28 protein-coding genes are annotated in these 26,452 nt (G+C 69.7%); 13 read left to right on the forward strand and 15 right to left on the reverse strand.

Annotated features, from left to right (window positions below):
• Positions 1–18 precede the first annotated feature (18 nt).
• The 14 genes from JUB13_RS21895 to JUB13_RS21960 form a co-directional block, all read right to left on the reverse strand.
• Positions 19–1,299 carry a cation:proton antiporter gene (locus JUB13_RS21895; protein WP_207482634.1) on the reverse strand — a complete coding sequence of 427 codons (1,281 nt, stop codon included), beginning with the start codon at positions 1,297–1,299 and terminating at the stop codon, positions 19–21.
• Positions 1,296–1,586, reverse strand: coding sequence for a monovalent cation/H+ antiporter complex subunit F (locus JUB13_RS21900; RefSeq protein ID WP_207482636.1), 291 nt, complete (start codon positions 1,584–1,586; stop codon positions 1,296–1,298). Before JUB13_RS21900 ends, JUB13_RS21895 begins: the two co-directional genes overlap by 4 nt.
• Positions 1,583–1,909 (reverse strand): Na+/H+ antiporter subunit E, encoded by a 327-nt coding sequence (locus JUB13_RS21905; RefSeq protein WP_207482638.1) that lies wholly within the window; start codon positions 1,907–1,909, stop codon positions 1,583–1,585. The genes JUB13_RS21900 and JUB13_RS21905 overlap by 4 nt, the downstream gene beginning before the upstream one ends.
• A complete protein-coding gene (locus JUB13_RS21910; protein ID WP_207482640.1) occupies positions 1,906–3,429 on the reverse strand; it encodes a proton-conducting transporter transmembrane domain-containing protein in 1,524 nt (507 codons plus the stop codon). The genes JUB13_RS21905 and JUB13_RS21910 overlap by 4 nt, the downstream gene beginning before the upstream one ends.
• Complete coding sequence (locus tag JUB13_RS21915) at positions 3,429–3,830, reverse strand: sodium:proton antiporter (RefSeq protein WP_207482642.1); 402 nt, start codon at positions 3,828–3,830, stop codon at positions 3,429–3,431. Before JUB13_RS21915 ends, JUB13_RS21910 begins: the two co-directional genes overlap by 1 nt.
• Before the next feature lie 4 nt (positions 3,831–3,834).
• Positions 3,835–4,248, reverse strand: coding sequence for an MnhB domain-containing protein (locus JUB13_RS21920; RefSeq protein WP_207482644.1), 414 nt, complete (start codon positions 4,246–4,248; stop codon positions 3,835–3,837).
• Positions 4,245–6,551 carry a hydrogen gas-evolving membrane-bound hydrogenase subunit E gene (gene mbhE, locus JUB13_RS21925; RefSeq protein ID WP_207482646.1) on the reverse strand — a complete coding sequence of 769 codons (2,307 nt, stop codon included), beginning with the start codon at positions 6,549–6,551 and terminating at the stop codon, positions 4,245–4,247. The genes JUB13_RS21920 and mbhE overlap by 4 nt, the downstream gene beginning before the upstream one ends.
• Before the next feature lie 581 nt (positions 6,552–7,132).
• Positions 7,133–8,449 (reverse strand): TRAP transporter large permease, encoded by a 1,317-nt coding sequence (locus tag JUB13_RS21930; RefSeq protein WP_207482648.1) that lies wholly within the window; start codon positions 8,447–8,449, stop codon positions 7,133–7,135.
• Positions 8,446–8,976, reverse strand: a complete 531-nt coding sequence (locus JUB13_RS21935) for a TRAP transporter small permease (RefSeq protein WP_207482650.1) — start codon at positions 8,974–8,976, stop codon at positions 8,446–8,448. Before JUB13_RS21935 ends, JUB13_RS21930 begins: the two co-directional genes overlap by 4 nt.
• Positions 8,973–10,013 (reverse strand): TRAP transporter substrate-binding protein, encoded by a 1,041-nt coding sequence (locus JUB13_RS21940; protein ID WP_207482652.1) that lies wholly within the window; start codon positions 10,011–10,013, stop codon positions 8,973–8,975. The genes JUB13_RS21935 and JUB13_RS21940 overlap by 4 nt, the downstream gene beginning before the upstream one ends.
• A gap of 50 nt (positions 10,014–10,063) precedes the next feature.
• Positions 10,064–11,566 carry an aldehyde dehydrogenase family protein gene (locus JUB13_RS21945; protein ID WP_207482654.1) on the reverse strand — a complete coding sequence of 501 codons (1,503 nt, stop codon included), beginning with the start codon at positions 11,564–11,566 and terminating at the stop codon, positions 10,064–10,066.
• 24 nt (positions 11,567–11,590) lie between these two features.
• Positions 11,591–12,481, reverse strand: coding sequence for an NAD(P)-dependent oxidoreductase (locus tag JUB13_RS21950; RefSeq protein WP_207482656.1), 891 nt, complete (start codon positions 12,479–12,481; stop codon positions 11,591–11,593).
• 28 nt (positions 12,482–12,509) lie between these two features.
• On the reverse strand, positions 12,510–12,896 hold the full coding sequence (locus JUB13_RS21955) for a carboxymuconolactone decarboxylase family protein (RefSeq protein ID WP_207482659.1): 387 nt from the start codon (positions 12,894–12,896) through the stop codon (positions 12,510–12,512).
• Positions 12,897–12,938: 42 nt separating this feature from the next.
• A complete protein-coding gene (locus JUB13_RS21960; RefSeq protein ID WP_207482661.1) occupies positions 12,939–13,235 on the reverse strand; it encodes an EthD family reductase in 297 nt (98 codons plus the stop codon).
• Between the two features lie 300 nt (positions 13,236–13,535).
• Here JUB13_RS21960 and JUB13_RS31515 point away from each other — a divergent pair, with 300 nt between their 5' ends.
• A complete protein-coding gene (locus tag JUB13_RS31515) occupies positions 13,536–15,878 on the forward strand; it encodes a hybrid sensor histidine kinase/response regulator (protein WP_207482663.1) in 2,343 nt (780 codons plus the stop codon).
• A gap of 13 nt (positions 15,879–15,891) precedes the next feature.
• Here JUB13_RS31515 and phnF read toward each other — a convergent pair whose 3' ends face one another.
• Positions 15,892–16,614, reverse strand: coding sequence for a phosphonate metabolism transcriptional regulator PhnF (gene phnF / locus JUB13_RS21970; RefSeq protein ID WP_207482665.1), 723 nt, complete (start codon positions 16,612–16,614; stop codon positions 15,892–15,894).
• Positions 16,615–16,724: 110 nt separating this feature from the next.
• Here phnF and phnG point away from each other — a divergent pair, with 110 nt between their 5' ends.
• The 12 genes from phnG (at position 16,725) to JUB13_RS22030 (ending at position 26,451) form a co-directional block, all read left to right on the forward strand.
• Positions 16,725–17,219 carry a phosphonate C-P lyase system protein PhnG gene (phnG, locus tag JUB13_RS21975; protein ID WP_207482667.1) on the forward strand — a complete coding sequence of 165 codons (495 nt, stop codon included), beginning with the start codon at positions 16,725–16,727 and terminating at the stop codon, positions 17,217–17,219.
• Positions 17,216–17,851, forward strand: a complete 636-nt coding sequence (gene phnH, locus JUB13_RS21980; RefSeq protein WP_207482669.1) for a phosphonate C-P lyase system protein PhnH — start codon at positions 17,216–17,218, stop codon at positions 17,849–17,851. The genes phnG and phnH overlap by 4 nt, the downstream gene beginning before the upstream one ends.
• A gap of 4 nt (positions 17,852–17,855) precedes the next feature.
• Positions 17,856–18,968: a carbon-phosphorus lyase complex subunit PhnI gene (locus tag JUB13_RS21985; protein ID WP_207482671.1), complete on the forward strand. Its 1,113-nt coding sequence runs from the start codon at positions 17,856–17,858 to the stop codon at positions 18,966–18,968.
• A complete protein-coding gene (locus tag JUB13_RS21990; protein WP_456237120.1) occupies positions 18,965–19,936 on the forward strand; it encodes an alpha-D-ribose 1-methylphosphonate 5-phosphate C-P-lyase PhnJ in 972 nt (323 codons plus the stop codon). Before JUB13_RS21985 ends, JUB13_RS21990 begins: the two co-directional genes overlap by 4 nt.
• Positions 19,933–20,727 carry a phosphonate C-P lyase system protein PhnK gene (gene phnK, locus JUB13_RS21995; RefSeq protein WP_207482673.1) on the forward strand — a complete coding sequence of 265 codons (795 nt, stop codon included), beginning with the start codon at positions 19,933–19,935 and terminating at the stop codon, positions 20,725–20,727. The genes JUB13_RS21990 and phnK overlap by 4 nt, the downstream gene beginning before the upstream one ends.
• Positions 20,728–20,743: 16 nt before the next feature.
• Positions 20,744–21,445 carry a phosphonate C-P lyase system protein PhnL gene (gene phnL, locus JUB13_RS22000; RefSeq protein WP_207482675.1) on the forward strand — a complete coding sequence of 234 codons (702 nt, stop codon included), beginning with the start codon at positions 20,744–20,746 and terminating at the stop codon, positions 21,443–21,445.
• Positions 21,442–22,584, forward strand: coding sequence for an alpha-D-ribose 1-methylphosphonate 5-triphosphate diphosphatase (locus JUB13_RS22005; RefSeq protein ID WP_207482676.1), 1,143 nt, complete (start codon positions 21,442–21,444; stop codon positions 22,582–22,584). The genes phnL and JUB13_RS22005 overlap by 4 nt, the downstream gene beginning before the upstream one ends.
• Positions 22,585–22,591: 7 nt before the next feature.
• Complete coding sequence (locus tag JUB13_RS22010; RefSeq protein WP_207482678.1) at positions 22,592–23,284, forward strand: DUF1045 domain-containing protein; 693 nt, start codon at positions 22,592–22,594, stop codon at positions 23,282–23,284.
• A 263-nt stretch (positions 23,285–23,547) separates the two neighbouring features.
• Positions 23,548–24,174: a DapH/DapD/GlmU-related protein gene (locus tag JUB13_RS22015; RefSeq protein ID WP_207482680.1), complete on the forward strand. Its 627-nt coding sequence runs from the start codon at positions 23,548–23,550 to the stop codon at positions 24,172–24,174.
• Positions 24,175–24,177: 3 nt separating this feature from the next.
• Positions 24,178–24,783 (forward strand): phosphonate metabolism protein/1,5-bisphosphokinase (PRPP-forming) PhnN, encoded by a 606-nt coding sequence (phnN, locus tag JUB13_RS22020; protein ID WP_207482682.1) that lies wholly within the window; start codon positions 24,178–24,180, stop codon positions 24,781–24,783.
• Positions 24,780–25,652, forward strand: coding sequence for a PhnD/SsuA/transferrin family substrate-binding protein (locus tag JUB13_RS22025; protein ID WP_207482684.1), 873 nt, complete (start codon positions 24,780–24,782; stop codon positions 25,650–25,652). The genes phnN and JUB13_RS22025 overlap by 4 nt, the downstream gene beginning before the upstream one ends.
• A 1-nt stretch (position 25,653) precedes the next feature.
• The gene (locus tag JUB13_RS22030; protein WP_207482686.1) at positions 25,654–26,451 is read left to right on the forward strand and encodes a phosphonate ABC transporter ATP-binding protein; all 798 of its coding nucleotides are present in this window, start codon (positions 25,654–25,656) and stop codon (positions 26,449–26,451) included.
• The last annotated feature ends 1 nt before the right edge of the window (position 26,452 follow it).

Raw genomic sequence — 26,452 nt, forward strand, 5'->3', positions numbered from 1 at the left:
ACTTGGCCTCGACCGGCCTTACGGCAAGAGCGTAACCGGAAGAGTGCCGGCGGTGACTTCGAACGGGCAGCTCCGGACCATGCCGAACCAGCCGAACTGATGCGAAAGGCAACCCATCACGGCCCCGTCGAACCGTCGGATGCTTCGGCGAAGCGCGTCGGGCTCGAAGTCCAGGTCGATCGGATCCATGACGGCCACGCTGCGGCCGTGCGCCTGAATCAAAGCGACCTGCTCGTCGATCGCCGTCTGGACAATCGGCCGATAGCTGGCGACGGGCAGTAGCGTCACCGTAGCATCGGGCCATATCCCGGAGTGCAGGAACCTCCGGGCAAGCTGTGGGCAGCCAGCCGTGCCGGAGACCACGAAGACCACGCTGCTGATCCTGGATGGCCGCTGAAGCACCCGCAGAATCGGGACGAACGACTGGCGCGCGATGATCGTGGCAAGTTCCTCGTCGGGAGCCGCATCGAAACCGTCGTACCCAACGCCGGCCGGGACGACCACGAGGTCGCAGCCTGCGACCATCGCGGCGAGCCCGTCCAACCCCGTCTCGTCGTGACGGGTGGCGACGTCGATCACTTGGCCATGGGTCGCCGACTCGAACTCGCGCAAGGCCGATGCAGCCACCTCGCGCATATGGGCGCGGCGTCGATCCGCTGACCAGCGTGCCCAGTAGCCGCCGCCGGCAGGGATCGCCTCGGGCCGCACCGACGGGGCCGGGTCCAAGGCGGTGAGGCCGAGCAGCTTCGCCCCGGAGGCGGCCGAGAGTTGGGTCGCATACTCGATCGCCTCCCGCTGCGCGGCACCGCCTCCCAGCCAGCAGACGATACGCCGGGTCGTCTCGGCCGACGTGGCGGCGGCCGCACGGGACTGATCGCGCAAGGGAACAGGAGTCATGGCACCCTCCGGTGGAGCCGGCAGGCGGGCACGCGGCCTGCGGGCCGGGTCGATGTCGAAGACGCGCCGGTCGAGCACGCCCGCGAGCGCGTCGCTCATCGTGGCCGGATGGATCGGCGCGCCCGCGATGTAGGCGGCCCGGCCGAGGACATGCGCGGCGATCGGGGTGGTCGCGAGCAGGAAAGCGACACCTGCGATCGCGGTTATCCATGCGGCCATTCCACCAAGCGTAGCCGCCGCTCCCAGGAGCAGCAGGCCCGAGCCGACGACGCCCGCCTTCGTGGCCGCATGCATGCGCGTGAAGGGATCGGGCAGCCGGGCCACTCCGAACGCGGCCAGGCCGATGATCACCGAGCCTGCCAGGATGAGCGTCGCCGACAGGATCTCCCAGGCGATCGTCATTGCTCCGCCTCCTCATGCGAGACGCTCCCGCGTTCCATAAGGCCGGCCAACGCGACCGCCCCGAGGAAGCCGAAGACGGCAACCCCCAGCGCCACGTCGAGAAACGCGGTGCTGCCGGACAGGATCGCGGTCAGCGCCCCGGCGGCAATCCCGAGAAGGCCGAGCATGTCGGTGGCAATGGCGCGATCCGCAGTGGACGGACCGCGCAGCACGCGCCAGGCGACCACCAGGAGTCCGAGGCTGACGATGAATGAGCCGAGTGCTGCGGCTCCCGTGACAAGGCTCATGGCAGCACCTCCTGCGCCCGTCGTTCCAGGGTCGCCTTGATCCCCGTGATGGTGGCCTCGGTGTCGGGCGAATGAAGCGCGTGGACGTAGAGCGTCCGGCAATCCGCGGACACATCCAGGCTGGTCGTTCCCGGCGTCAGGCTGATCATATTGGCCAGCAGGGTGATGCCTTCCGGGGAGCGCACGTCCAGCGGCACGGCGAGGATCGCCGGCTTGAGCCTTTCCTGTGCTCCCAGCACGGCCTTGATGGTGTCGAGCGTCGCCTTGGCGAGCTCGATCAGGAAGGTGCCGGCCACCTTCGTCCAGCCGAGGGCGGCGATCATGGCGTCGTCTCCGTGAGGGTCGCGGCCTGCACGGGCCCCAGAACGGCCGCAATGTAGGCATCGTGGTCGAGCAACCCCTCCGCCGCAGCGACGGACAAAGCGGCAAAGGGCTCGGTCCATAGGCCGATCGTCATCGTCAGCACGCAGAGGACGGCGATGGGAGCGTAGGTGCCGAAACGAGCCATGCGTCCGAGCGGGATGACCGGATGCGGATTCGGCTGCGGCTTCCAGAACGCCTCGTTCCAGATCTTGACCATCGAGAAGAGAGTCAGCAGCCCGACGATCAGGGCCACGCCCGCGAGCAGCCAGGCCTCGGCCTCGAGACCGGCGCGGATCACAGCGAGCTTGCCCCAGAAGCCGGAAAGCGGCGGTAGCCCGGCGAGCGACAGCGCCGGAATCAGGAACATCAACCCCAGCAGCGGCTTCGCGGCCCACAGCCCACCCAGGCGCCCGAGCGCGAAGGACCCGCCCTCGCGCTTGATGGCGCCGGCGATCAGGAACAGGTTTGCCTTAACGACGATATGATGGACGATGTAGAGGATGCTGCCGGCGAGAGCGAGCGGGGTCATCAGCGCGACGCCGACCAGCATGTAGCCGATCTGGCTGATGATGTGGAATGACAGGATGCGGCGCACGTCGTAGTGGGCCGCGGCGCCAAGGACGCCGGTCACCATGGTCGCCATGGCGACGACCGTCAGCATCGGGCCGAAGAAGCCGGTATCGTAGCCGAAGACCAGGGTGAAGACCCTGATGATCGCATAGACGCCGACCTTGGTAAGCAGTGCCGCGAAGATCGCGGCGACCGGCATGGAAGCGGTGTGGTAGGCCGCAGGCAGCCACGAGAACAGGGGAAACACTGCCGCCTTGGCGCCGAACGCGACGAGGATCAGCAGGCCGATGGCTGCCACTGCTCCCTGGTTCCCGACCGTCGGGACGGTCCGCGCAAGGTCGGCGAGGTTGAGCGTTCCCGTGAGCCCGTAGAGAAGGCCGACCGCGATCAGAAAGAACGAGGTCCCGATCAGGTTCAGGGCCACGTACTTGATTCCGCCTTCGACCTGGTCCCTGGTGCCGTCGAGCACGAGCAGGCCGAAGGAGGCGATCAGCATCACCTCGAACCAGACATAGAGGTTGAAGAGGTCGCCGGTCGCGAATGCGCCGCAGACACCGAACAGCAGTCCGTGGAACAGCGGGTGGAGGCCTCGCCTGTCGCGCGAGGCCCGCCCGGAGCCAAGAATATAGACGGCGACTGCAAGGGCCTTTAGTCCAGCGATTGCGAGCATGATCGCGGAGAAGGTGTCGACGACGAGGACGATCCCGAAGGGCGCCGGCCAGTTCCCCATGCGTCCAACCAGCGGCGGGCCGCCGGCAACCTCGAGAAGAAGCAGAATGGTGGCGATGGACAGGGCCGCGGCGCCCGCAACGCTGGCTACCCTTTGGGCGACCGGACGGCTCCACAGCAGAGCGGTCATGGCCGCCGTCGCGAGCGGGATCAGCAGCGGTGATGCGAGGAGCGGCTGCATCACGCGGCCTCCCGCCGGGGCTCGGCCGGGCGCACTGCCGCGGGCGCATTGTCGGGCCTGTCGGTCTCGCGCAGGTCATCCGCATCGACGGTCCCGAGGCGGATGAAGCCTTTCAGCAGCAGGACCAGCGTGAAGGCGACCAGGCCGAATCCGATCACGATGGCGGTCAGGACCAACGCCTGGGGAAGCGGATTGGCTGCGTCCGCGGCGAGCGCGCCGGCTCCGGCCTCGACCACCGGCGGCGCCATCGGGCCGAGCCGGCCGGACAGGAAGATGGCGATGTTGGCAGCCGTGCTGAACAGGACGAATCCTATGGCAACCCGGATCAGGTGACGGCTCAGCACCAGGTAGACCGAGCAGCCGGTGACGATTCCGGTGGCAAGTGCGACCGCGATCTCCATGGGCTCACTTTTCGACAAGCGACAGGAACATGGCGGTCACCGTTCCGAGCACGGTCAGGTACACGCCGAGATCAAAGAGCAGCGGGGTCCCAAGCGGCAGCTGGATGCCGACATCGGGGAACCACCAGCGATGCGTCAGGTAGGCCGCGGCCGAATCCAGGAATGCGGGCAGACCGCTCGCAGCCGCGACGAGAAGTCCAAGGCCACAGAGTGCCGCCGGATGCAGGCGCAGCATCCGCAGTGCGGCCGCCCGGCCCCTCGACACGGCGTAGACCGCCACCCCGGCCGCGGCGATGAGGCCTCCGATGAAGCCACCGCCCGGGGCGTTGTGGCCACGGAGCAGGACGTAAACCGAAACCGCGACCAGGCACCAGAGAAGCAGGGCCGACGAGCTGCGAAGGATCAGCGTCGGCTTCATGCTCTGGTCTCCCCACGGATCGAGCGCAGCACGGCGAGAACCGCAATGGCTGCCAGCGCCAGGACGGTGATCTCGCCGAGGGTATCGAGGGCACGGAAGTCGACGAGGATCACGTTGACGACGTTACGGCCGTGGGCCGCAGGGACGCTTTCCGCGCCGAACCACACGGAAAGACGCGGGTCGAAGGGGGTCGCCAGCACGGCCAGCAGCAGCAGCGTCATGGCTCCTCCCGCGCAGCCGGCGATGGAGGCGTCGATCCACCTGTCGCGGGGCGAACGCGGAAGCCTTCCGCGCAACGGCAGACGAACCAGCGTCGCAGCCAGGATCACCACGAACAGCGTCTCGACCGCGAACTGGGTAAAGGCGAGATCCGGCGCACCGTTCACCAGGAACAGGACGGCGGTTGCAAAACCGACCAGGCCCGATGCCATGATCGCCGCGATCAGCGTTCGCGCGAGGACTGCCGCGACCGCTCCTGCGATCAGGAGAATGGGAACGAAGATCCGCGGGTCCGGCCAGCCCGCCTCGACACTGGGCAGTGAAATGCCGCCGCGGAAGGCCAGCGTGATCAGGGCACCCAGGCTCGCGACTAGGAACAGCGTACGCAAATAGTCGCGCAGACTTCCGTGCTGAACCATGCCCGTCACCCGCGCGGCAGCCGGAACCAGCGCCCCCAGGACGCGGTCGTAGGCCCTGGCAGGTCCGAAGCGATCGAGCTGTCGGAGGGAGCGCAGGACCAGGCCCAACCGCTCCCAGGCGAGATACAGGCCGACGCCCATCGCGACCGTGGCGATGCTCAGCACGAGCAGCGGACTGAAGCCGTGCCAAAGGGCTAGGTCGACGCGGACGGACTCGCCAAGCAGCGCCGCCGCCGCGGGATTGACGAGCCACGAGCCGAAGAGGGAGGGGATGCCACCCGCCAGCAGCCCGAGGATGCCAAGGACCAGCGGGCCGGTCATCATCGCCCACCCGGGATCGTGAGGCGCTTTCGGCGTTGGACGCGGACGGGCGAAGAAGAGGCGGAAGGACAGCACCCCCGCTATCGCCACCATGGCGGCATTCACCAGGAACCCACCTGCCACCAGCAATCCGGCGGCATCGCCGGATTCGAGCTTGGCCTCGTAGACGAGCTCCTTGGCCACGAAGCCTACGAAAGGCGGCAGGCCGGCCATGGACAAAGCCGCCAGGACGGCGCCCAGGGCGGTGATCGGCATGACGCGGGCAAGACCGCCAAGCGCCGATGCGTCACGCATTCCCGTCTCGTGATCGACGATTCCGGCCACCAGGAACAGCGCCGCCTTGTAGAAGGCATGGACCAGGAGAAAGACGATGGCAGCAGTCGCGGACAACGCAGGCGGGATGCCGATCAGCATGACGAGCGTGCCGAGCCCGGTCACCGTCGTATAGGCCAGCACCCGCTTCAAGTCGGTCTCGCGCAGGGCCAGGAAGGCTCCAGTCAGGGCGGTGGCGAGACCGAACCAGGTGAGAACCCCCTGCCAAAGATCATGCTCGAGGTAGACAGGGTTGAGCCGGGCCAGCAGGTAGACGCCGAGCTTCACCATGGTGGCGGAGTGCAGGTAGGCGCTGACCGGCGTCGGCGCAGCCATCGCGTTGGGCAGCCAGAAGTGCAGAGGCACTTGGGCGGACTTGGCGAAGCAGCCGATGATGACGAGGATCATCGCGGCTTCAGCCGCAGGCGCTGCGAGCACCGCTTCACGGGCCGCGATGATCCCGCTTATGGCCGTTGTTCCGGCCGCTGCGGCGACCAGAACCAACCCAGCCAGCAGCGCCAGGCCGCCACCGCCCGTGACCAGCAGGGCCTGAAGGGCCGCGCGGCGGGCGGTCGCCTTCTCGTGGTCGAACCCGACCAGGAAGAAGGATGCGAGGCTGGTCAGCTCCCAGAAGATGAACAGCGTGACCACGTCGTCCGCCATGACGGCACCGAGCATGGCCGTCATGAACATCAGGACGATCGCAGCGAACCGGCTCCGTCTGGGGTCGTCGTGCAGATAGGAGCCGGCGTAGAGGAACACGAGAGCGCCAATGCCCGTGATCAGCAAGGCGAACAGCAGCGACAGCCCATCGAGCGACAGCCCGCCGGTGATCCCCAGCGATGGCACCCCCCAGAAGGATGCCGTGATGGCTGCGCCGCCAGCGACCTGGGGGACGGCCCACAGCAACAGGACGAAGGCGGCCGCAGCCACCATGGTTGCGAACGGCATCGCGAGGCGCGGCGGCATCGCCATCGCAGCGACCGTGGCTGCGGCGCCGAGGCCGATCGGAAGGAGAACTGAAGTGATCATCCGGGTCCTTTCGCCGGCTCCCCTTACAAGGGGCGTGCCAACGGACCCGGACCGACCGCAGCCAAGGGAATCAGCGCGGAATCACCACGTCGCAGGATCGGATCTGTTCACCCGCGCGCACACGACCTCGTTGCGATGTTCACGATCGTGAACATGGAGCTCAGGCGGGAGGGTGCCGCGAATGCGAGGTCAGGCTCTGTGTGGGCAAAACGCAGCAGCCCGTCGAGGCGTAGCTGATGCCGACGCTACCCTCCCGACTGCGGAGCCGACCGAAGAGTGCCAGGCCGACGATGCGCCGGCCGGTACTCGAGGATCTGCCTCGGCGACGAAGGAGGCATCGCCTGCCCTCCCGATCCCGGCGGGCTCGGAAGGGGTCGTCGCCTCGTCCACATACCTTCAGGCGCCAGCCGTGGTGCCTGTCGTCACAGCAGCCGGCTGATCTGCTGATTGCAGATTCGTCGCGTCGGGTACCGGATGGATGTCGCCTGCTCCTGGCTGGTGCGGTGCATGAATCTCACTACTGCCTGCCCGTGGCCGCGATGAGATCATGCCCGCGGCTGGATGATCCCAGGTCGCTCCGCCTATCGCATCAGGGATGGCAGCAGCAGCGAGATCCCGGGAACCAGGATCAGGATCGTGATCCGGATCAGGTCGGCGACCCAGAACGGGGTAACGCCGCGGAAGATCGTGCCGGTGGTCACCTCCGGCAGGACGGCGCGGATCACGAAGACGTTCAGGCCCACGGGCGGCGTGATCAGGCTGATCTCCGTCACCACGACCACGATGATGCCGAACCAGATCAGCACGAGCTGGGGATCCATCATGGCGCCGAAGTCCAGTGCCGCGATCACGGGGTAGAAGACCGGGACCGTCAGCAGGATCATCGACAGGCTTTCCAGCAGGCAGCCGAGGATGAAGTAGATCCCGACGATCACGAAGATAACGAGCATCGGCGAGAAGCCCTGGGCCACGATCCATTCCGTCAGGACGGTGGGCGCCTGGGTCATGTTGATCATGTTCGAGAAGACCAGCGCGCCGATCAGGATCGAGAAGATCATCGCGGTGGTCCGGGCGCTTTCGGCCAGGACGTTGAACAGGATGCGCCAGGTCATCTTCCCGCGCAGCAGCGTGAAGGCCAGGGCGCCCGCGGCGCCGATGCCGGCCGCCTCGTTGGGCGTGAAGATGCCGCCGTAGATGCCGCCGATCACGACGAGGAACAGCGTGACGATCCCCCAGATGCCCTTGAAGGCCTGGAGCCGCTCCGGCCAGCTCATGCGCGCGCCCGGCGGGCCCGCCTTGGGATCGCGCCAGGTCACGAAGGCGATCGCGCCGAGATAGCAGAGCACCGCCACGGCGCCGGGCAGCAGCCCCGCGACGAACAGCTTGCCGATGTCCTGCTCGGTCATCAGCCCGTAGATGATCATCACGACGCTGGGCGGAATCAGGATGCCGAGCGTCCCGCCCGAGGCGATCGAGCCCGTGGCCAGCTCCATGGAATAGCCGTACTTTCGCATGGACGGCATGGAGACCTTCGCCATGGTCGCCGCCGTGGCGAGGCTGGAGCCGCAGATCGAGCTGAAGCCCGCGCAGGCGAGCACCGTCGCCATGGCGAGGCCGCCCCGCCGATGGCCCAGCAGGGCGTAGGAGGCGGCGTAGAGCTCGCCCGACAGGCCGGCCTGGGTCACCAGATTGCCCATCAGGATGAACAGCGGCACGACAGCGAGGCTGTAGGTGAGCCCCGTCTCATAGGCCGTGGTCGCCACCATGGACGCAGCGGCGGTCCAGCTCACCAGCAGGCCGAAGCCGACATAGCCGACCAGCCCCATCGCGAAGGCGATGGGCACCCGCAGGCCCATCAGGACGAGAAGGGCAGCGAAGCCGATAAGTGTCGCGGTCATGTCGCCCCGAGGGTGCTGCCTTGGTCGGAAGGTTTGCGCGGCGAGAAGAACTCGGCGATGCCGAGCAGCACGAGGATCAGCGCCGTGATCCCGCACATCACGCTCATCAGGTACATCACGGGCGCGAGCGGCAGCAGCAGCGTCGCCGTCGAGTCCCCGTATTCGGCGGCGTCGGCCGCCTTCGTCCAGAGATGCGCCGCGATGAACGCCATCGCGCCCGCGCAGACCAGCGAGATGATGCCGTCGCGCAGGTTGCGCAGGGCCGCGGGAACCGCCGTGTCCAGCAGGTCCACGGTGATGTGCTCGCGCGAGATCGAGACCAGCGGAAGCCCGCAGAAGACCATGATCCCCAGCAGCACCTCGGTCACCTCGAACGCCCCGAGAAGCGGCCGGTTGAAGAAGTAGCGTCCGCCGACATCCACCACCGTCAGCGCCATCATCCCGAACAGGATGAGGGCGACGACGAGGCGCAGCACGAGCTCGATAACCGAGATCATGCGCTGCGCGACGCCGCCGCCCGTGCTCACTTGGCCCCACCCTGGATCGCGGAGATCTCGGCGCGCAGCTCGGACAGCACGGCCTTGCCGTCGACACCCTTCTTGGCGGCGGCCTGTATCCAGTTCGCCTCGATGGGCGCCGTCCGCTCCCGGATGCCCTGGATCATGGTGTCCGAGGCGGTGACGAGCTGGATGTTGTTGGCCTTGACGTGGTCCATGGCCCGGGCGTTCGCCTTGTCGAAGGCCCGCCCGGCCAGGCGCGAGAACGCCTCGCCCGAGACCCGCATGACGGCCTCCTGGTCCTCCTTCGGAAGCCCCCGGAACTTCGCCTGGTTCATCACCAGGAAGAAGGAGGAGTTGTACAGCCCGCCCGGGATCACAGTCACGTGCTTGACCACGTTGGTCAGCTTGAAGCCTTCGATGCTGTCCAGCGTGAACAGCACCCCGTCCGCCACCCCGTTAGACAGGATCTGGTAGACCTCGGAAGCCGGGTGCAGCAGCGGGCTCATGCCCAGCGCCTGGGCCGTGTCGTTCACGACGCCCCCACCCACGCGCATCTTCTGCCCGCGCAGGTCATCAATCGTGGCCATCGGGCGCGTCGCATGCATGATGTGGCCCGGCGTATGGGTGAAGACGCCGAGGACCTGGACGCCGCGATGCTCGGCAGCCTTTTCGAAATGCTTCTTGTAGATCCGCCAGTAGGCCGCCGAGATCGCCTCGGCATTGTCGCCGACGAACGGCATCTCGACGGCCTTGCTGAGTTCGAAGCGGCCGGGCTGGTAGCCGTGGATGCCGTAGGTGATGTCGGCCTGGCCCTCGCGAGCGACGTCGAAGGCGCCGGCGGGCTTGCCGATCGGTGCCGGCAGGATGGTGACCTTCACGCGTCCCTGGGTCTCGCGCTCGATGCTCTCGGCCCACGGCTTCATGGCGTCGGTGACCAGGAAGTATCCCGGCGGCAGCCAGGACGACATGGTCAGCTCGGTTGCGGCGCTGGCCGAGCCGCAGGCCGCCGCCAGCGCGGCGGCGGAGACCAGGAGCCTGCTTGCGATTCTTCCGATGAACGACATTGGTCCTCCCAAGACGGCGTTTCCGCCCACCGGTCCGGCGGCGCGATTGTTCAGTAGGCGAAGCATACTGATTTGGTTTCGGTGTAAAGATCCAGGGCCGCCCTGCCCATCTCCCGCCCGATGCCGGACTGCTTGAAGCCACCGAAGGGCAGGTTCGCGTCCACGAGGTTGTGCGCGTTGACCCAGACCGAGCCCGCCTTCACCTTCCCGACCAGCGCCATGATCTTGCGGTGGTCGTTGGACCAGATGCTTGCGCCCAGGCCGAAGGACGTATCGTTCGCCTTGCGCGCGACCTCGTCCAGATCGTCGAAGGGCATGGCTGCGATCACCGGCCCGAAGATCTCCTCCCGGACGACCTTCATGCGGTGATCGACGTCGACGAGGACGGTCGGCCGGACGAAGAAGCCCTCGCCCGCATATTCGTCCCCGCCGGCCAGAATCCGGGCACCTTCCTCGGCGCCGCTGCGGATGTAGCCCGTCACCCGCTCCTTGTGCCGGCGCGAGACGAGCGGATTGATCTGGTTCGCCGGGTCCCAGCCGGGCCCGATGCGCAGGGCCTGCGCCGCGCCCGCCAGCCGCTCGACCACCTGGTCGAAGATCCGGGACTGGACGTAGAGGCGCGAGCCTGCCGTGCAGACCTGCCCTTGGTTGAAGAAGATCGCGGCCGCGGCGCCCTCGGCCGCGACGTCGGGCGACACGTCGTCGAGGACGATCACCGGCGACTTGCCCCCGAGCTCCAGCGAGAAGCGCGTCATGTTGCGCACCGCGGCCTCGCCGATCAGCTTGCCGACCTCGGTCGATCCCGTGAAGGCGACCTTGTCGATGCCGGGATGGCGGGCCAGGGCTGCGCCCGTGGTCTCGCCGCGCCCGGTCACCACGTTGACCACGCCCGGCGGGATGCCGGCCTCGAGGCACAGCTCGGCCAGGCGCAGCGCCGTCAGCGGCGTCTCCTCGGCGGGCTTCAGGACGACCGTGCAGCCGCAGGCCAGGGCCGGGGCGATCTTCCATGCCGCCATGACCAGCGGGAAGTTCCAGGGGATGATGGCGCCGACCACGCCGACGGGCTCGCGCAGCGTCATGGCGCGGTACTGAGCGCCCGGCGGAAACGGGATCGAGACGTCGAGGGTCGAACCCTCGATCTTGGTGGCCCATCCCGCCATGTAGCGGATGAACTCGACCGAGTGGCCGACCTCGACGCCCCTGGACAGCGCGATCGACTTGCCCTGGTTCAGCGTCTCGATCTCGGCCAGCGTCTCGCCGTCGCGCTCCACCAGCTCGGCCAGCCGGACCAGGATGCGCTCGCGGTCGGCGGGGCGCATCCGCCGCCACCCCTCGCTCTCGAAGGCCTCCCGGGCGGCGGCGACCGCCCTGTCCACGTCGGCGGCGGTGCCGTCGGCTACCTCGGAGATCACCTGGCCCGTCGCCGGGTTGTAGACCGGCAGCGCCGCGCCGCCGCCCGGGACGAGCCTGCCGCCGATGAAATGCCCGTGCGCGCGCGCCAGGAAGGCGCGGACGGCGGGGCTGGGATCGAAATCGGTAACGGTCTGATCCATGGTTGCCTCCTGCCTTGGGTCCGATCAGCCTTTCCGGTCGGGCTCCTGGGTCCAACCGCGGATGGCCTCGGAATGGTCGCGCTCGGCGCCGACGCGCTCGCGGGCCAGCGACCAGCGCTCGCGCACCAGGCGCGAGACCGGCGCCTCGATCCCCAGTGCCTCGCCGAGGTCGGCCGCGATCTTCACGTCCTTGGCCAGGAGCCCGAGCTGGAAGCCGGTGGCGAAGCGCCCCGTCACCACATGCTCCTTCATCACCAGCTCCGACACGAAGCTGCGCCCGGTCGAGGCGTTCACGATCTCGACAATGGTCTCGGGCGCCAGCCCGAAGCGCTCGCCGATGATCAGGGCCTCCGCCGTCGCGGCGTAGGCGGCCGCGGCGCAGTAGTTGTTCAGCGCCTTCATGGCATGGCCGGATCCCAGCGGGCCGGTGTCGAAGAGCCGATCGCCCATGGTCCGCAGCAGCGGTCGGGCACGCTCGATGGCCTCCGCGTCGTCGCCGCCGATCATGATCGCCAGGGTGCCTGCCGCGGCCCGCGGCACGCCCCCCGACACCGGCGCGTCGACCAGCGCGATGCCGCGCGCCTTCAGCGCCGCCCCGAGCTCCTGCGTGCCCAGCGGGTCCGAGGAGCTCATGTCGATCACCACCGTCCCCGCGCCCAGATGCGGCGCGAGGCCTCCCCCTGCGCCGCCGGTCAGCACCTCGCGCACGATCTGGCCGGTCGGCAGCATGGTGACGACGAACTCGCAGCCGCCGAGATCGGCGAGCGTCTCCGCCGCACGGCCCCCGTGCTCGGCCACGAAGCGCGCCATCCGCTCGGCCGAGCCGTCATGGACCGTCACCGCGTGGCCCGCCTTGGCAATGTTGGCCGCCATCGGCCAGCCCATGTTGCCGATCCCGATGAACCCAACCCTCATGGCCGTCCCTTCCTTCCCTTCCGGGGCCTCATTCAAGGCCCATCTCCTTGAGCACGTCCTGGGCGTTCAGGATGCTGTCCACCCCGGCGGGGACGCCGGCATAGATCATGGCGTGCAGCAGGACCTCGCGGATCTCCTCCTTGGAGACGCCGTTCTGGATGGCGCCGCGCACATGGGTCCTGAGCTGGTTCGGCCGGTTGAGGACCGTCAGCATCGCCAGCGTCAGCATGCTGCGCGTCTTGCGGTCCAGCGGCTCGCGGTCCCAGATCTCGCCGAAGCAATAGCGGGTGACCAAGTCCTGCATGGGCCGGGTGAATTCGGTCGCGGCTTCGATCTGCTTGTCGGCCCCGGCGGGGCCGAACATGTCGCGCCGCACCTGGAGGCCGGCGGCGAAGGCGTCGTCTTGGCTGGACATGGCGGTTCCTGTGGGGCTGTCCTGTTGCGGGTGGTCGGCGCGCTAGACGGGATAGTGCAGGATCACGAAACCGCCGCTCGCGTAGTTCGCGGTGTCGGCGGCGACCGCCTGCCCCGCGGGGGAGCTCATGGCGGCGCCCATGGCGGCCTCGTCGGCGAACTCCCCTTCCCAGATGCAGAAATAGGGCGAGGGCGCGCCGACGCCCTGGACCGAAAAGCTGTGACGGCTGGCCCTCAGCCCCGGAAGCCTGGCCGCCAGGGGCAGGTGCGTCTCCGCATAGTAGCGCCGGAACGCCTCCGGATCCCTGGGCTGGTGGTAGAGGACCAGGACCTTGTGCATGACGGGCTCTCCATGCCGCGGCCGGTTCGGCCGCGTCCACGACTGTTCATGACACCGATGGTAGCGTGAACCAGCCAGCCAATCTTGTCGCGGCGTGACCTGTGACTTGACCCAAAGGGACAGATCCGGTGCCGCCGGCGTCGCACCGGCCGAAAAAGCCGGGACCGGGCTCATCAAGGCTCCTGCGCAGGGGCCCTTCCTGTGCTAGGAATTGGGGCGAATTGCGGGCAACGCCCCGCCCGCGATCCACCGTCCAGGGCGGGAAACTTGAAGCTTCCGGGTGTGCCGCAGTCCAGTTCTGTGAGGCCGCCTTCGCTGCGGTCGCGCCTGCTGCTTCTCGTCGTATCGCTGCTGGTCCCGTTCCTGGTCGGGACGGCGTTCATGCTCTACTCCGCCTACGGCCGCGACCGCGAGCAGATGGAGAGGCACCTCGCCGAGACGGCGCGAGCGCTCTCCCTCGTGGTGGACCGCCAGTTCGGGCAGGCGGAGGCAGCCCTCTGGGCGCTCGCCGCAAGCCCGCACCTAGACAGCGGCGACCTGGACGGTCTCGATCGCCTGGCCCGCCGGTCCGTGCGGATCCCGGAGAGCTGGTTCGTGCTCGAGGAGCGCGGCCGGCAGGTCGTGAACACCCTCCTGCCGCGGGGAACGGCACTGCCGGAGCTCGAGAACCAGGATTACTGGGCCAGCGCCAGCACCGAGCGCCCGCATGTGTCGCACCTGTTCAGGGGCACGCTGGCGCGCCAGCCGACCTTCGCCACCTCGCTGCTGGTCGAGAGAGGCGGGCGCACCTTCCACCTGAGCATCGTCACGCTGTCCAAGGCATTCGACCGCCTGCTCTCGGAGCAGGGCCTCCCCCCGAGCTGGGTCGGCGCCGTGCTCGATCAGAACGGGATCGTGGTTGCGCGCACCCGCGAGGCGGAACGCTTCGTTGGCAGCCCCGGAACGCCGGACGTCGTGAAGCGGGTCCGCGAGGGCGTGGAGCGGGGCGTCTTCCAGAGCACGTCGCTGGACGGCGTCTCCACGGTCGTGGCGTTCAGCCGCTCTCCCGGCTCGGGCTGGAGCTTCGTCGTCGCCGTACCGCGCAGCGAGATGACGCGCACGGCGCGGCTCTCGGCGCTGCAGCTTCTGGTCGCCGGAGGGTTCCTCCTGGTCCTCGGGGCCGCGCTTGCCGGCGCGGTCGCCCGCTCCATCGCGCGCCCTGTCGAGGCGCTGGCGCTGGACGCCGAGGCGCTCGGCCACGGCGTCCAGCCCCGGACGGACCGCCTCGCTCGGAGCTTCCGGGAAACCCAGGCGGTCCGGACGGCCATCGACCGGGCCGCCGCGGCGCTCGCCGAGCGTGAGGCCGAGCGGGACCGCGCCGCCGCGGAGCTGCGGCGGCTGAACGAGACGCTGGAGGAGCGCGTCGCCGCCAGGACCGCCGAGCTTGCCACCGCCAATGCGCGCCTTCTCGGCGAGATCGAGGAGCGCCGCAAGGCCGAGGCCCGCCTGTCGCGGGCACAGCGCCTGGAGGCTGTCGGGCAGCTCACCGGCGGGCTGGCCCACGATTTCAACAACCTGCTGATGGCCATCCTGGGCAGCCTGGAGATCCTGGGCCGGAGGCTCGGCGACGGCGCGGACGAGCGGGTGCGCCGCCTGATCGGGAATGCGACGCACGCAGCCGAGCGCGGCGCCAAGCTGACCTCGCAGCTCCTGGCCTTCTCGCGGCGCCAGCGCCTGGACCCCAAGCCGGTCGACGTCAACGCCTCGGTGGAGGGGATCGTCGGGCTGATGCGCCATACCCTCGGCGCGACGATCAGCATCGAGATGCACCCGGGCGCGGATCTGTGGCCCGCCCTCGCCGATGCGACGCAGCTCGAGCTCGTCGTCCTGAATCTGGCGCTGAACGCGCGCGACGCCATGCCGGACGGCGGCACCCTGACCATCGAGACCGCGAACGCCACCGCTGAGGATTCGGAGGCGCCCGAGGCGCCGCCGACGGGCGAGTACGTCCGGATCTCGGTCTCGGACACGGGCACCGGGATCCCGCCCGAGACGCTTGAGCGCGTCTTCGAGCCCTTCTTCACGACCAAGGAGGTCGGCAAGGGGTCGGGGCTCGGCCTGCCGCAGGTGCTGGGCATCGTCAAGCAGCTCGGCGGCGGCATCAGGATCGAGAGCCAGCCAGGCGCCGGCACGCGGGTCGAGGTCTACCTGCTCAGGGCTGCCGAAGGCGTGGTCCCGGCCGCCGCGGCCGCCGGCGACGCCTGGGCGGATTCCGTGAGCGGCCGGTCGGTCCTCCTCGTCGACGACGACCACGATGTGCGCCGGGCGGTCGCCGGCATGCTGCGCGAGGCAGGCTGCCGCGTGACCGAGGCCGAAGGCGGCGCCGCGGCCATCGAGGCGATGGAGAACGCCTCGCTCCCCTTCGACCTGGCGCTGGTCGACTACGCCATGCCTGGCATGAACGGCCATGAGACCGCCCACGGGATCAGGGCGCTGGCGCCGGCGCTTCCCATCCTGATGATGACGGGCTATGCCGACCAGCGGGACCTGCCGCTGTCGGGACCGTTCACGGCCCGGCTGAACAAGCCGTTCCGCGCCGGCGAGATGCTGGCCAGAATGGCGGAGATCCTGAGCCGCGACACCGCCCCGGCGACTGGCGCCTGAGCGGCCGGCCCTCTCAGCTCTCGAAGACGATCTGGACGCGGTTCGCGGCGAACCGGGAGACACCGTACTCGACCGGCCGTCCGCGGCCGTCCACGTTCACGGCCTCCGACACCAGCACGGGCGTCGTCCGCGACAGGCGCAGGTGGTGCATCTCGTAGGCATCGGGAAGCCTTGCCGTCACCCGCGTCACCTTTCGCGTGTAGTCGCCGACGCCGAGGCGGGTCAGGGTCGCGGTGATGCCGCCTTCCGTCCCATAGACCTCCAGCAGGTCCGGGAATCGGGACGCGGGGAAGTGGTGCATGGCGAGGCTGAGCGGCGCTCCGTCGACGCTGCTCAGCGTCTCGACCAGGGCCACCATCTCGCCCGGCACGATCCCGAGCGCCTTTGCGACCGCCGAATCGGCGGGCACATGCGCGGTCCGCAAAGCATGGCCGGAAGCCGAGCGGGACTGCCTGCGGATGATCTCGCTGAAGCGCGTGCGCCGGCCCAGCGGATAGTCGATCACGCCCTCCTGCACGAAGGTGCCCCTGCCCTGCTCGACCCGGACGAGCCCTTGGTCCTGAAGCTGGGCCACCGCGCGACGCAGCGTGTGCCGGTTGACGCCGAACCGGGCGGCCAGCTCCTCCTCGGTCGGGAGGCGCCCGCCGGGCGGGAAGACCTGTTGCGCGATGTCGGCCTCGAGCGTCTCGGCGATCTGGCGCCAGAGAGCCACCCCGCTGCCCCGACCGATCCCCATGCCGCCTCTCGCCCGCTGTCATTCAAGTTTCACCAAGAGATGGTTTACATCACCTGCGGCCCTTCTCATACTCCGAAACATGTATACGTCTAGATGAATTCGGAGACGGCATGTCGGAAATCATCACCGAGCCGGAGCAGGGGCCCGGAAACGAGGCGCGGCGCCGCTGGATGGCGGTCCTGGCCCGCGCCAGCCGCGCCGAGCTGGAAGCGGAATGGAGCGACCTGCCCCGGCCGCCCTCCTACGAATGGCTGCGCCGTCCCGAGGTGGGGCTGGTGATGGTGCGCGGCCGGGCGGGCGGCACCGGGCAGGCATTCAATCTCGGCGAGATGGCGGTCACCCGCTGCGCGCTGCGCCTGGCCGATGCCGCCTTCGGAGCCGTCGCGACCGGGCACGCCTACGTCAAGGGCCGGGACCGCCGGCACGCCGAGCTGGCCGCAGCATTCGACGCACTGCTGCAGACGCCGGACGGCCGCGGACCCGCGCAGGAGGCCGTACGGCGCCTGGCTGACCGGCGGGCGGCCGAGCGCGAGCAGCGCAGCCGCAAGGCCAATGCGACCAGGGTCGAGTTCTTCACCATGGTGCGCGGGGAGAATCCACGGTGACCGCAGCCTTCGAGACCGGCTTCGACACCAGCCGCCTGGCGACGGGCTTCGCGGATCCCGTCCTGGACGCCCAGGCTGCTTTCCGGCGCCTGCTCGCGGCCTTCTCCTATGTCGGCCGCATCCAGGAGGTCGCGGAGATCGCCGAGATACCCGCGCCGCTGAACGCGGCCACCGCGTCGTTCTGCCTGACGCTGGCCGACCTGGAGACGCCGCTCTGGCTCGATGGCGCGGCCGGCCGGCCGGCGGTCGCCGCCTGGCTGCGCTTCCATTGCGGGGCGCCGCTGGCGGACGCGCCGGAGGGGGCGGCCTTCGCCGTGGTCGCCGATCCCGCGGCGATGCCCCGGCTGGACCGCTTCGCGCCGGGAACCGACCAGTATCCCGACCGCTCCTGCACGGTGGTGATCCAGGTGGAGGCCTTGAGCCAGGGCCAGGGCCAGGGCCAGGGGCAAACGCTGCGGCTGCAGGGCCCGGGCATCGACGGGACGCTCGACCTCGTGGTCACGGGGCTGCCGCCGTGGTTCGCGGAGACCTGGGCCCTCAATCACGCGATCTATCCCATGGGGGTCGACCTCGTGCTGACCTGCGGCCGGAAGCTTGTCGCCCTGCCGCGCGGCACGCGCATCGAAGGGTGATGCCATGTATGTCGCCGTGAAGGGTGGCGAGAAGGCCATCCTCAATTCCCACAAGCTGCTGGCAGAGGAGCGCCGCGGCGACCCGTCGGTGCCCGAGGTCTCGCTGCGCCAGATCGACCAGCAGCTCGGCCTGGCGGTGGACCGGGTGATGACCGAGGGCTCGCTCTACGACCGCGGGCTGGTGGCGCTGGCCATCAAGCAGGCGCGCGGAGACCTGGTCGAAGCGGTCTTCCTGCTGCGTGCCTACCGGACAACCCTGCCGCGCCTTGCGGTCTCGGAGCCCATCGACACCGCCGCAATGGCCGTCCGGCGGCGAGTCTCCGCGACGTACAAGGACCTGCCGGGGGGCCAGGTGCTCGGCCCCACCTACGACTACACCCACCGGCTGCTGGACTTCGCGCTGGCGGCCGAGACGGACGCGCCGCCGGAAGCGCTGGAGCCGGCCGAGGAGCCGGTCGCGCACCCGATGCTGCGGGTCTGCGACGTGCTCGGCGGCGAGGACCTGCTGGAGCCGGAGACGCCTGCCGGCGACCCCGCCTCCGGGGAACCTGAGCCATTCGACCTGACGCGCGAGCCGCTGAGCTTCCCGGCGGGCCGGGACCAGCGCCTGCAGAACCTCGCCCGCGGGGACGAGGGTTTCCTGCTGGCGCTGGGCTATTCGACCCAGCGCGGCTTCGGCGGCAACCATCCCTTCGCGGGCGAGATCCGGCTGGGCGAGGTATCGGTCGAGATCGTCCCGGAGGAGCTCGGCTTCGCCATCGACATCGGCGAGATCACCGTCACCGAGTGCCAGATGGTCAACCAGTTCGCGGGGTCGGCCTCGCGCCCGGCGCAGTTCACCCGCGGCTACGGCCTGACCTTCGGCCATTGCGAGCGCAAGGCCATGGCGATGGCCCTGGTCGACCGGGCGCTGCGCTGCCGCGAGCTCGACGAGACCGCGCGCTACCCCGCACAGGACGAGGAGTTCGTCCTCTACCACAGCGACAATGTCGAGGCCTCGGGCTTCGTCCAGCACCTGAAGCTGCCGCACTACGTGGATTTCCAGGCCGAGCTCGAGCTGGTGCGCCGCCTGCGCGCCGACCACGGGGACGCCCGCCGCAAGGAGGCCGCGGAATGACATCCGGGATCGGGGCCGCCGAGCCCATGCAGACCACACGGGCCGCCATCGGGGATTCCGACCCCGACGGCGCCGACCGCTACAACTACGCCTATCTCGACGAGCAGACCAAGCGCATGATCCGGCGCTGCCTGCTGAAGGCCCTGGCCGTGCCGGGCTATCAGGTGCCCTTCGGCAGCCGCGAGATGCCGCTGCCCTACGGCTGGGGCACGGGCGGCATCCAGGTGACGGCCAGCATCATCGGCCCGGACGACGTACTGAAGGTGATCGACCAGGGCGCGGACGACACCACCAACGCCGTGAGCATCCGCCGCTTCTTCGCCCGCGTCGCCGCGGTGGAGACGACCGAGGCCACGGCCGAGGCCACGGTGATCCAGACCCGGCACCGCATTCCCGAGCAGCCCCTGCGCGAGGGTCAGATCCTGGTCTATCAGGTCCCGCAGCCCGAGCCGCTGCGCAAGCTGGAGCCGCGCGAGGGCGAGACGCGAAAGATGCACGCCTATGCCGAGTACGGCCTGATGCATGTCCGGCTGTACGAGGACATCGCCCGCTTCGGGCGGATCGCGACCACCTACAGCTATCCAGTGATGGTCAACGGACGCCACGTGATGTCGCCGACCCCCATCCCCAAGTTCGACAACCCAAAGATGGGCGGCAACCCGGCGGTTCAACTTTTCGGGGCGGGGCGGGAGAAGCGGATCTACGCGGTCCCACCCTACACCGATGTGCGGAGCCTCGACTTCGAGGACCATCCCTTCGCGATCCAGCGCTGGGACGAATGCTGCGCGCTCTGCGGCGCCGGGGACAGCTACCTGGACGAGGTGATCCTGGACGACAGGGGCGGACGCATGTTCGTCTGCTCGGATACCGACCATTGCGGCACCCGGCGCGCCCGGGGCCATACCGGCAGGCTTGGCGCCGACGCGGCGACCGCGGCTGCCGCCAAGCCCCGAGGAGCCGCGCGATGACCGCCCCGGTGCGCACAGCCCCCACCCCGCTGCTCCGGGTCTCGGGGCTCACGAAGCGCTTCGGCCCCGTGACGGCGTGCCGGTCGATCTCGTTCGACCTGCACCCGGGCGAGGTGATCGGGATCGTGGGCGAATCGGGATCGGGAAAGTCGACCCTGCTGAGCTGCCTGTCGGCCCGCCAACGGCCGGATGCGGGCACGGTCGAGTACGCCACCCGCTCCCGCGGCCTCGTCGACGTCTATGCCCTGTCCGAGCCCGAGCGCAGGCTGCTCGCCCGCACCGAGTGGGGCATCGTCCACCAGAACCCCCGGGACGGGCTGCGCATGGACGTCAGCGCCGGCGGCAATGTGGGCGAGCGGCTGATGGCGGTCGGCGACCGGCACTACGGGCACATCCGCGCCAAGGCGGAGGACTGGCTGCGCAAGGTCGAGCTGGACCTCGGCCGCATCGACGACCTGCCGCGGACCTTCTCGGGCGGCATGCAGCAGCGCCTGCAGATCGCCCGGAACCTGGTGACGGGCCCGCGCCTCGTCTTCATGGACGAGCCGACCGGCGGCCTCGACGTCTCGGTCCAGGCGCGGCTCCTGGACCTGCTGCGCGGCCTCGTGCGCGAGCTCGGCGTAGCGGCCGTGGTGGTCACCCACGACCTGGCGGTGGTCCGGCTGCTAGCGGACCGGCTGATGGTGATGTGGCGCGGCGAGGTCGTGGAGTCGGGCCTGACCGACCAGGTGCTGGACGACCCCCACCATCCCTATACCCAGCTCCTGGTATCCTCGGTGCTGCAGGTCTGAACGGCGAGGAGTGGAGATGACGACCATGATCGAGGTCCGCGGCCTCACCAAGTCCTTCGTCCTGCACACCCAGGGCGGTGCCCGCATCCCGGTCTTCGCGGACCTGGACCTGGACGTCGCCGCCGGCGAGTGCGTCTGCCTGCATGGCCCCTCGGGCACCGGCAAGTCGACGCTGCTGCGCTCGCTCTACGCCAACTACAAGCCGCAGGCGGGCCATGTGCGCATCGCCCATGGCGGCGGCACCGTCGACCTGGCTTCGGCCGAGCCCTGGCAGGTCCTGGAGGTCCGGCGCGCGACGATCGGCTATGTCAGCCAGTTCCTGCGGGTGATCCCCCGCGTCCCCGCCCTCGACATCGTCGCCGAGCCCGCGATCGCCTGCGGCACCCCCGCCGAGGCGGCGCGGACCGCGGCGCGACGCCTGCTGGAGCGGCTGAACATCCCCGAACGGCTGTGGACGCTGGCGCCCGCCACCTTCTCCGGCGGGGAGCAGCAGCGGGTGAACGTCGCCCGCGGCTTCGTCCATCCCTACCCGATCCTGCTCCTGGACGAGCCGACGGCCTCGCTCGACGCCGCCAACCGGCAGGTCGTGGTCGAGCTGATCCGCGAGGCGAAGGCGCGCGGGACGGCGATCGTCGGCATCTTCCACGACGACGAGGTCCGCGCCGCGGTGGCGGACCGGCTCTTCGACATCCGCGCCTGCACGAGGTCGGCAGCATGAGCGGCGAGACGATCCTGACCAATGCGCGCCTCGTGCTCCACGACGAGGTCGTGCACGGCACGCTGGTCCTTGCGGGCGGGACGATCCGCGGCCTGTCCTCCGCCGCGACGGCTCTGCCGGCCGCCATCGACCTGGAGGGCGACTACCTGCTTCCGGGCCTGATCGAGCTGCATACGGACAACCTGGAAAAGCACTTCCAGCCGCGCCCGGGCGCCCATTGGCCGTCGCCCATGGCGGCGGTCATCGGGCACGACCTGCAGGTCGCCGGGGCCGGCATCACCACGGTCCTCGACGCGGTCTCGGTCGGCGAGTACCGGGAGGGCAGCGGCCGGCGCAAGATGCTCAGCGACGCCGTGGCGGCGGTGGACGAGGCCCGCTCGCGCGACCTGCTGCGCGCCGACCACCTGCTGCACATGCGCTGCGAGGTGTCCGACCATGCGGTGGTCGAGATCTTCGAGCCCTTCGCCGACCATCCGCTGCTCAGGCTGGTATCGCTGATGGACCATACGCCGGGGCAGCGGCAATGGGCGGAGCTGTCAAAGTACCGCCTGTTCCACAAGGAGAAGAAGTGGACGGACGAGGAGTTCGCGGCGCATCTCGCCCTGCGCAGCTCCGAGCAGCAGCGCTACGCCGTCGAGCACCGCAGGCGCATCGTCGACATGGCGCGCGAGCGCGGCCTGACCCTGGCGAGTCACGACGACACGATCCCCGCCCATGTTGACGAGGCTGTCGGGGAAGGGGTCACCATCTCGGAGTTCCCGACCACGCTCGATGCGGCGCGCCATGCGCGGGCGCGCGGCCTGAAGACAGTGATGGGCGCGCCCAACGTCGTGCGCGGCGGATCACATTCCGGCAATGTCTCCGCCGGGGAGCTGGCGTCGGCCGGCCTGCTCGACGGACTGTCCTCGGACTACGTGCCGCTGAGCCTGCTCCATGCGGCCTTCCTCCTGCACGACACCCATGGCCTGTCCCTCCCGGCGGCGGTCGCAACGGTCTCCGCCAACATCGCGGGGATGCTGGGGCTGGACGATCGCGGGGCCATCGCGCCCGGGCTGCGGGGCGATCTCGTCCGGGTGCGGCGCGTCGCGGACCTGCCCGTGGCGCTGACCGTGTGGCGCCAAGGGCGTCGGGTCGTCTGAGGCCGCCATGGGAGAGCGCTACGCCGTCTATTACGCCCCGCCTGCCGGTCACGACCTCTGGCGCTTCGGCTGCCGCTGGCTCGGCCGGGACCCCGAGACCGGCGCGATGCTGGACCAGCCCGCCGTGCCGGGGCTGGAGCCCGGCCGGCTCGCGACGCTGACCGCATCACCGCGGCTCTACGGATTCCACGGCACGCTGAAGCCGCCCATGCGCCTTGCCGACGGATGGCAGGCCGGGGATCTGCGCGCGGCGGTGGTGGATCTTGCGGTCTCGCTGCGGCGCTTCGAAGGGCCCCGCCTGACCCTTCGCGCGATCGGAAGCTTCCTGGCGCTGGTGCCCGACGAGCCCTCGGCCGCGCTGGACGGGCTGGCGGCGCACTGCGTCACCGAGCTGGACCGCTTCCGCGCCCGGCCGACGCGGGACGAGTTCGAGAAGCGGCTGTCCGCCGGCCTCACCCCGCGGCAGCAGGAGTTGCTGGCGGCCTGGGGATATCCCTACGTCCTGGACGCGTTCCGCTTCCACCTGACCCTGACCGGGCGCCTGGAGGACGCGGACCGGGCGCTGATCGAGCCTTATCTGAGGCAAGCCACCGCCGCCCTGTGCGGCACGCCGATGCCGGTGGCAGAGATCGCCCTGTTCCGACAGCCCGGCCCCGGCCAGCCCTTCGACCTGATCGACCGCGTTCCTCTGGAAGGCTGATGCTATCCGCAGCGAAGAAAGGGGCTGGCACGCCGCCGCGTGCCAGCCCCTTTCTTTCTTTGTACTTGCGCGCTGATAGACGAATTCAAAGATTAGTCTAGGCACACTCAAAGTTTTATCGAAGCGCAATACACCCGTCACACGGGATCCTTATGCTTCGGTCTCGCAGGATCGGGGCCGGCGCGAAGGCGAACGACCAGTCGGTCATCTAGACGTCTCTATGAAAGCGCGGCAGCCATGACGGGAAGCCCGGAGGAGCGGAGTTGAGCACCAGTGCCACATCCCTCGGCCCGGAGCCGCTGCTGCACCCTGGTGCGAGCGTGTGCGACAGCCGGCTCGGCCGGTACACCGAGATCGGCGAGCGAACGACCGTCGAGGAGACGGATTTCGGCGACTACAGCTACGTCGTCCACGACAGCAGCATCATCCATGCCGAGATCGGCAAGTTCTGCTCCATCGCCGCCTTCACGCGGATCAATCCCGGCAACCACCCGACTTGGCGCGCGAGCCAGCATCACTTCACCTACCGCGCGCGGCAGTTCGGGCTGGCCGAGGAAGACGAGGAAGGCTTCTTCGACTGGCGGCGCCGCCACAAGGTCACCATCGGACATGACGTCTGGATCGGCCATGGCGCCGTGGTCCTGCCGGGCGTCTCGATCGGCACGGGGTCGGTGGTCGGCGCAGGGGCCGTCGTCTCCAGGGACGTCCCCGCCTATACGGTGGTGGCAGGCGTCCCGGCGCGCCCCCTGCGGGCGCGCTTCCCCCGCGATCTCGCCGAGCGTCTTGAGGCCCTCGCCTGGTGGGACTGGTCCCACGACCGGCTGCGCGCCTGCCTGCAGGATTTCCGAGATCTCGACGCGGCCGCCTTCGTCACGAAGCACGGGGGCTGAGGCATGCGCGGCCTGCTCTTCCTTGTCGTGGGGCCCAGCGGGGTCGGCAAGGACAGCCTGATCGACGGGGCCCGGCGTCGGCTGGCCGGCGACCCGCGGATCGTGATGCCCGCCCGCGTGGTGACGCGCCCTGCCGGGGCGGGCGGCGAGGACCATCTGGCCATGTCCGAGGCGGCCTTCGCGGCTGCCGAGGCGCAGGGCGCCTTCTGCCTCTCCTGGCGCGCCCACGGCCTTGCCTACGGCATTCCCGCATCCGCCGCCGAGGCCCTGGCGGCCGGCCGGTCCGTCGTCGCCAACGTTTCGCGCGCCGTGATCCCCGAGGCGCGCCGGCGCCTGGCACCGCTGCGGGTCGTCGCCGTCACGGCGCCGGCCGAGATCCTCGCGGCCAGGCTGCACGCGCGCGCCAGAGAGGACGCGGCCGCCATCGCGGCGCGGCTCGCCCGTGCCGACGCGGGCGCAATCGACGGCCCGGACGTCCTGGTACTTCGGAACGCCGGCAGCCTGGAGGACGGCATCTCCCGCTTCACCGCCCTTCTGCTCGGCCAGATCGACGGCAACGCCTCCGAGTCCCCCTTGTCCCACCCCAATGTCCTGGGAGTCCAACCATGAAACTTCGCGCAGCGGCCGGCCTTGCGGCCGGCATCATGCTTGCCGCCACCGCCTCCCTCGCCCAGGCGGCCGAGCGGATCCGCTTCGCCGTGACCGACCTGGCCGGACTCGAGCAGCTCCAGCGCGAGTTCGGCGAGTTCAGCGGCGTGCTCCGCCAAGCGACGGGCCTGGAGGTCGACTTCTTCCCGGTGACCAGCCGGACCGCCGCCGTGGAGGCGATGAACGCGAAGCGCATCGACTTCGTCCTGACCGGCCCCGCGGAATACGTGGTCTTTCGCAAGCGCGGCAACGCCGCGCCGGTCGTGGGCTTCTCGCGGCCGGACTATTTCTCGAACATCGTCGTTCTGGCCGGCAGCCCCTACCAGCTCCCGGCCGACCTGAAGGGCCGCAAGGTCGCCTTCGGCGATGTGGGCTCGACCTCGACCCATCTCGGGCCGATCCAGACCCTCGCCGACCAGGGCCTCGTCCCCGGCCGGGACTACCAGCCCATGCATGTGAACCGGAACGTCGCCATGGAGGCGCTGATCCGCGGCGACATCGCTGCGGTCGGCATGAACTTCACCCATCTGAAGCGGGCCGAGGCCAGCTATCCCGGCACTGCCTTCCGCGTGATCGCGCGTGGCCGCGACCTGCCTGCGGACGTGCTGCTGGCCGGCGCCCATGTGCCCGAGAGCACCGTCGCCACCGTCCGCAAGGCCTTCACGACCCATGGGGACGCGCTGCTCAAGGCGATGATGGTCGGCGAGGACAACCAGAAGTTCAAGGGCGGGCGCTTCCTGCCGACCATCGCGGATGCCGAGTACAACTACGTCCGCTCCATGTATGCGACGATCGGCTTCCCGGAATACGCCGACTTCGTGGGGCAGTGAGGTGAGCGCGGCAGCGGCGGAGCGCCGCGACATCCCAGTGGCGGTGGCCTGCGAACCGGCGACCGTCGACCTCGCGGCCAAGGGGCTTGCCAAGTCCCTGGGCGGCCGCAGGATCCTCGACGGCGTGGATCTCCACGTCCGGCGCGGACAGGCGGTGGCCCTTATCGGGCCCAACGGCGCCGGAAAGTCCACGCTGCTGCGCTGCTGCCTGCGGCTGGTGGAGCCCGAGGCCGGATCCCTCAGCCTGCTGGACCAGGACGTCATGGCGCTGCGCGCGGCCGGCCTCCGGCGGCTGCGGGCCCGTGTCGGCTTCGTCTTCCAGCGGCACAACCTGGTGCCGCGCCTGTCCGCCCTGACCAACGTGATCCACGGCGCGCAGGCGCGCCGCGCCGGCCCGCGCGTCTGGCTGCAGGGGCTTGCCCACGCGTCCGTCCGCGAGGAGGCCATGCACTGCCTGGAGCGGGTCGGGCTGTGCCATGTGGCGCGCCAGCGCGTCGACAGCCTTTCCGGCGGCCAGTCGCAGCGCGTCGCCATCGCGCGGGCGCTGATGCAGCGGCCCGACTTCGTGATCGCCGACGAGCCGGTGGCGAGCCTCGACCCTGCCGCCGGCGAGGAGGTGATGGAGCTGTTCGTCGACCTCATGCGCCGGCAGCGCACGACGCTGCTCTACACCTCCCACAATCTCCATCACGCCCTGGCCTATGCGGACCGGCTGGTCGCCCTGCGGGCAGGCAAGATCGCGCTGGACGCTCCGGCGAACGCGATCGACGCGGCCGATCTCCGCGGCTTCTACGCCTGAG

It is taken from the genome of Arenibaculum pallidiluteum (assembly GCF_017355985.1).
Lineage (GTDB): Bacteria > Pseudomonadota > Alphaproteobacteria > Azospirillales > Azospirillaceae > Arenibaculum > Arenibaculum pallidiluteum.

Excerpts from the sequence above, each read along its gene's own strand:
- JUB13_RS21895 (WP_207482634.1), bottom strand. The coding sequence starts at position 1,299 with ATGACGATCGCCTGGGAGATCCTGTCGGCGACGCTCATCCTGGCAGGC.
- JUB13_RS21900 (WP_207482636.1), bottom strand. The coding sequence starts at position 1,586 with ATGAGCCTTGTCACGGGAGCCGCAGCACTCGGCTCATTCATCGTCAGC.
- JUB13_RS21905 (WP_207482638.1), bottom strand. The coding sequence starts at position 1,909 with ATGATCGCCGCCCTCGGCTGGACGAAGGTGGCCGGCACCTTCCTGATC.
- JUB13_RS21910 (WP_207482640.1), bottom strand. The coding sequence starts at position 3,429 with ATGCAGCCGCTCCTCGCATCACCGCTGCTGATCCCGCTCGCGACGGCG.
- JUB13_RS21915 (WP_207482642.1), bottom strand. The coding sequence starts at position 3,830 with ATGGAGATCGCGGTCGCACTTGCCACCGGAATCGTCACCGGCTGCTCG.
- JUB13_RS21920 (WP_207482644.1), bottom strand. The coding sequence starts at position 4,248 with ATGAAGCCGACGCTGATCCTTCGCAGCTCGTCGGCCCTGCTTCTCTGG.
- mbhE (WP_207482646.1), bottom strand. The coding sequence starts at position 6,551 with ATGATCACTTCAGTTCTCCTTCCGATCGGCCTCGGCGCCGCAGCCACG.
- JUB13_RS21930 (WP_207482648.1), bottom strand. The coding sequence starts at position 8,449 with ATGACCGCGACACTTATCGGCTTCGCTGCCCTTCTCGTCCTGATGGGC.
- JUB13_RS21940 (WP_207482652.1), bottom strand. The coding sequence starts at position 10,013 with ATGTCGTTCATCGGAAGAATCGCAAGCAGGCTCCTGGTCTCCGCCGCC.
- JUB13_RS21945 (WP_207482654.1), bottom strand. The coding sequence starts at position 11,566 with ATGGATCAGACCGTTACCGATTTCGATCCCAGCCCCGCCGTCCGCGCC.
- JUB13_RS21950 (WP_207482656.1), bottom strand. The coding sequence starts at position 12,481 with ATGAGGGTTGGGTTCATCGGGATCGGCAACATGGGCTGGCCGATGGCG.
- JUB13_RS21955 (WP_207482659.1), bottom strand. The coding sequence starts at position 12,896 with ATGTCCAGCCAAGACGACGCCTTCGCCGCCGGCCTCCAGGTGCGGCGC.
- JUB13_RS21960 (WP_207482661.1), bottom strand. The coding sequence starts at position 13,235 with ATGCACAAGGTCCTGGTCCTCTACCACCAGCCCAGGGATCCGGAGGCG.
- phnF (WP_207482665.1), bottom strand. The coding sequence starts at position 16,614 with ATGGGGATCGGTCGGGGCAGCGGGGTGGCTCTCTGGCGCCAGATCGCC.
- phnG (WP_207482667.1), top strand. The coding sequence starts at position 16,725 with ATGTCGGAAATCATCACCGAGCCGGAGCAGGGGCCCGGAAACGAGGCG.
- JUB13_RS21985 (WP_207482671.1), top strand. The coding sequence starts at position 17,856 with ATGTATGTCGCCGTGAAGGGTGGCGAGAAGGCCATCCTCAATTCCCAC.
- JUB13_RS21990 (WP_456237120.1), top strand. The coding sequence starts at position 18,965 with ATGACATCCGGGATCGGGGCCGCCGAGCCCATGCAGACCACACGGGCC.
- phnK (WP_207482673.1), top strand. The coding sequence starts at position 19,933 with ATGACCGCCCCGGTGCGCACAGCCCCCACCCCGCTGCTCCGGGTCTCG.
- phnL (WP_207482675.1), top strand. The coding sequence starts at position 20,744 with ATGACGACCATGATCGAGGTCCGCGGCCTCACCAAGTCCTTCGTCCTG.
- JUB13_RS22005 (WP_207482676.1), top strand. The coding sequence starts at position 21,442 with ATGAGCGGCGAGACGATCCTGACCAATGCGCGCCTCGTGCTCCACGAC.
- JUB13_RS22010 (WP_207482678.1), top strand. The coding sequence starts at position 22,592 with ATGGGAGAGCGCTACGCCGTCTATTACGCCCCGCCTGCCGGTCACGAC.
- phnN (WP_207482682.1), top strand. The coding sequence starts at position 24,178 with ATGCGCGGCCTGCTCTTCCTTGTCGTGGGGCCCAGCGGGGTCGGCAAG.
- JUB13_RS22025 (WP_207482684.1), top strand. The coding sequence starts at position 24,780 with ATGAAACTTCGCGCAGCGGCCGGCCTTGCGGCCGGCATCATGCTTGCC.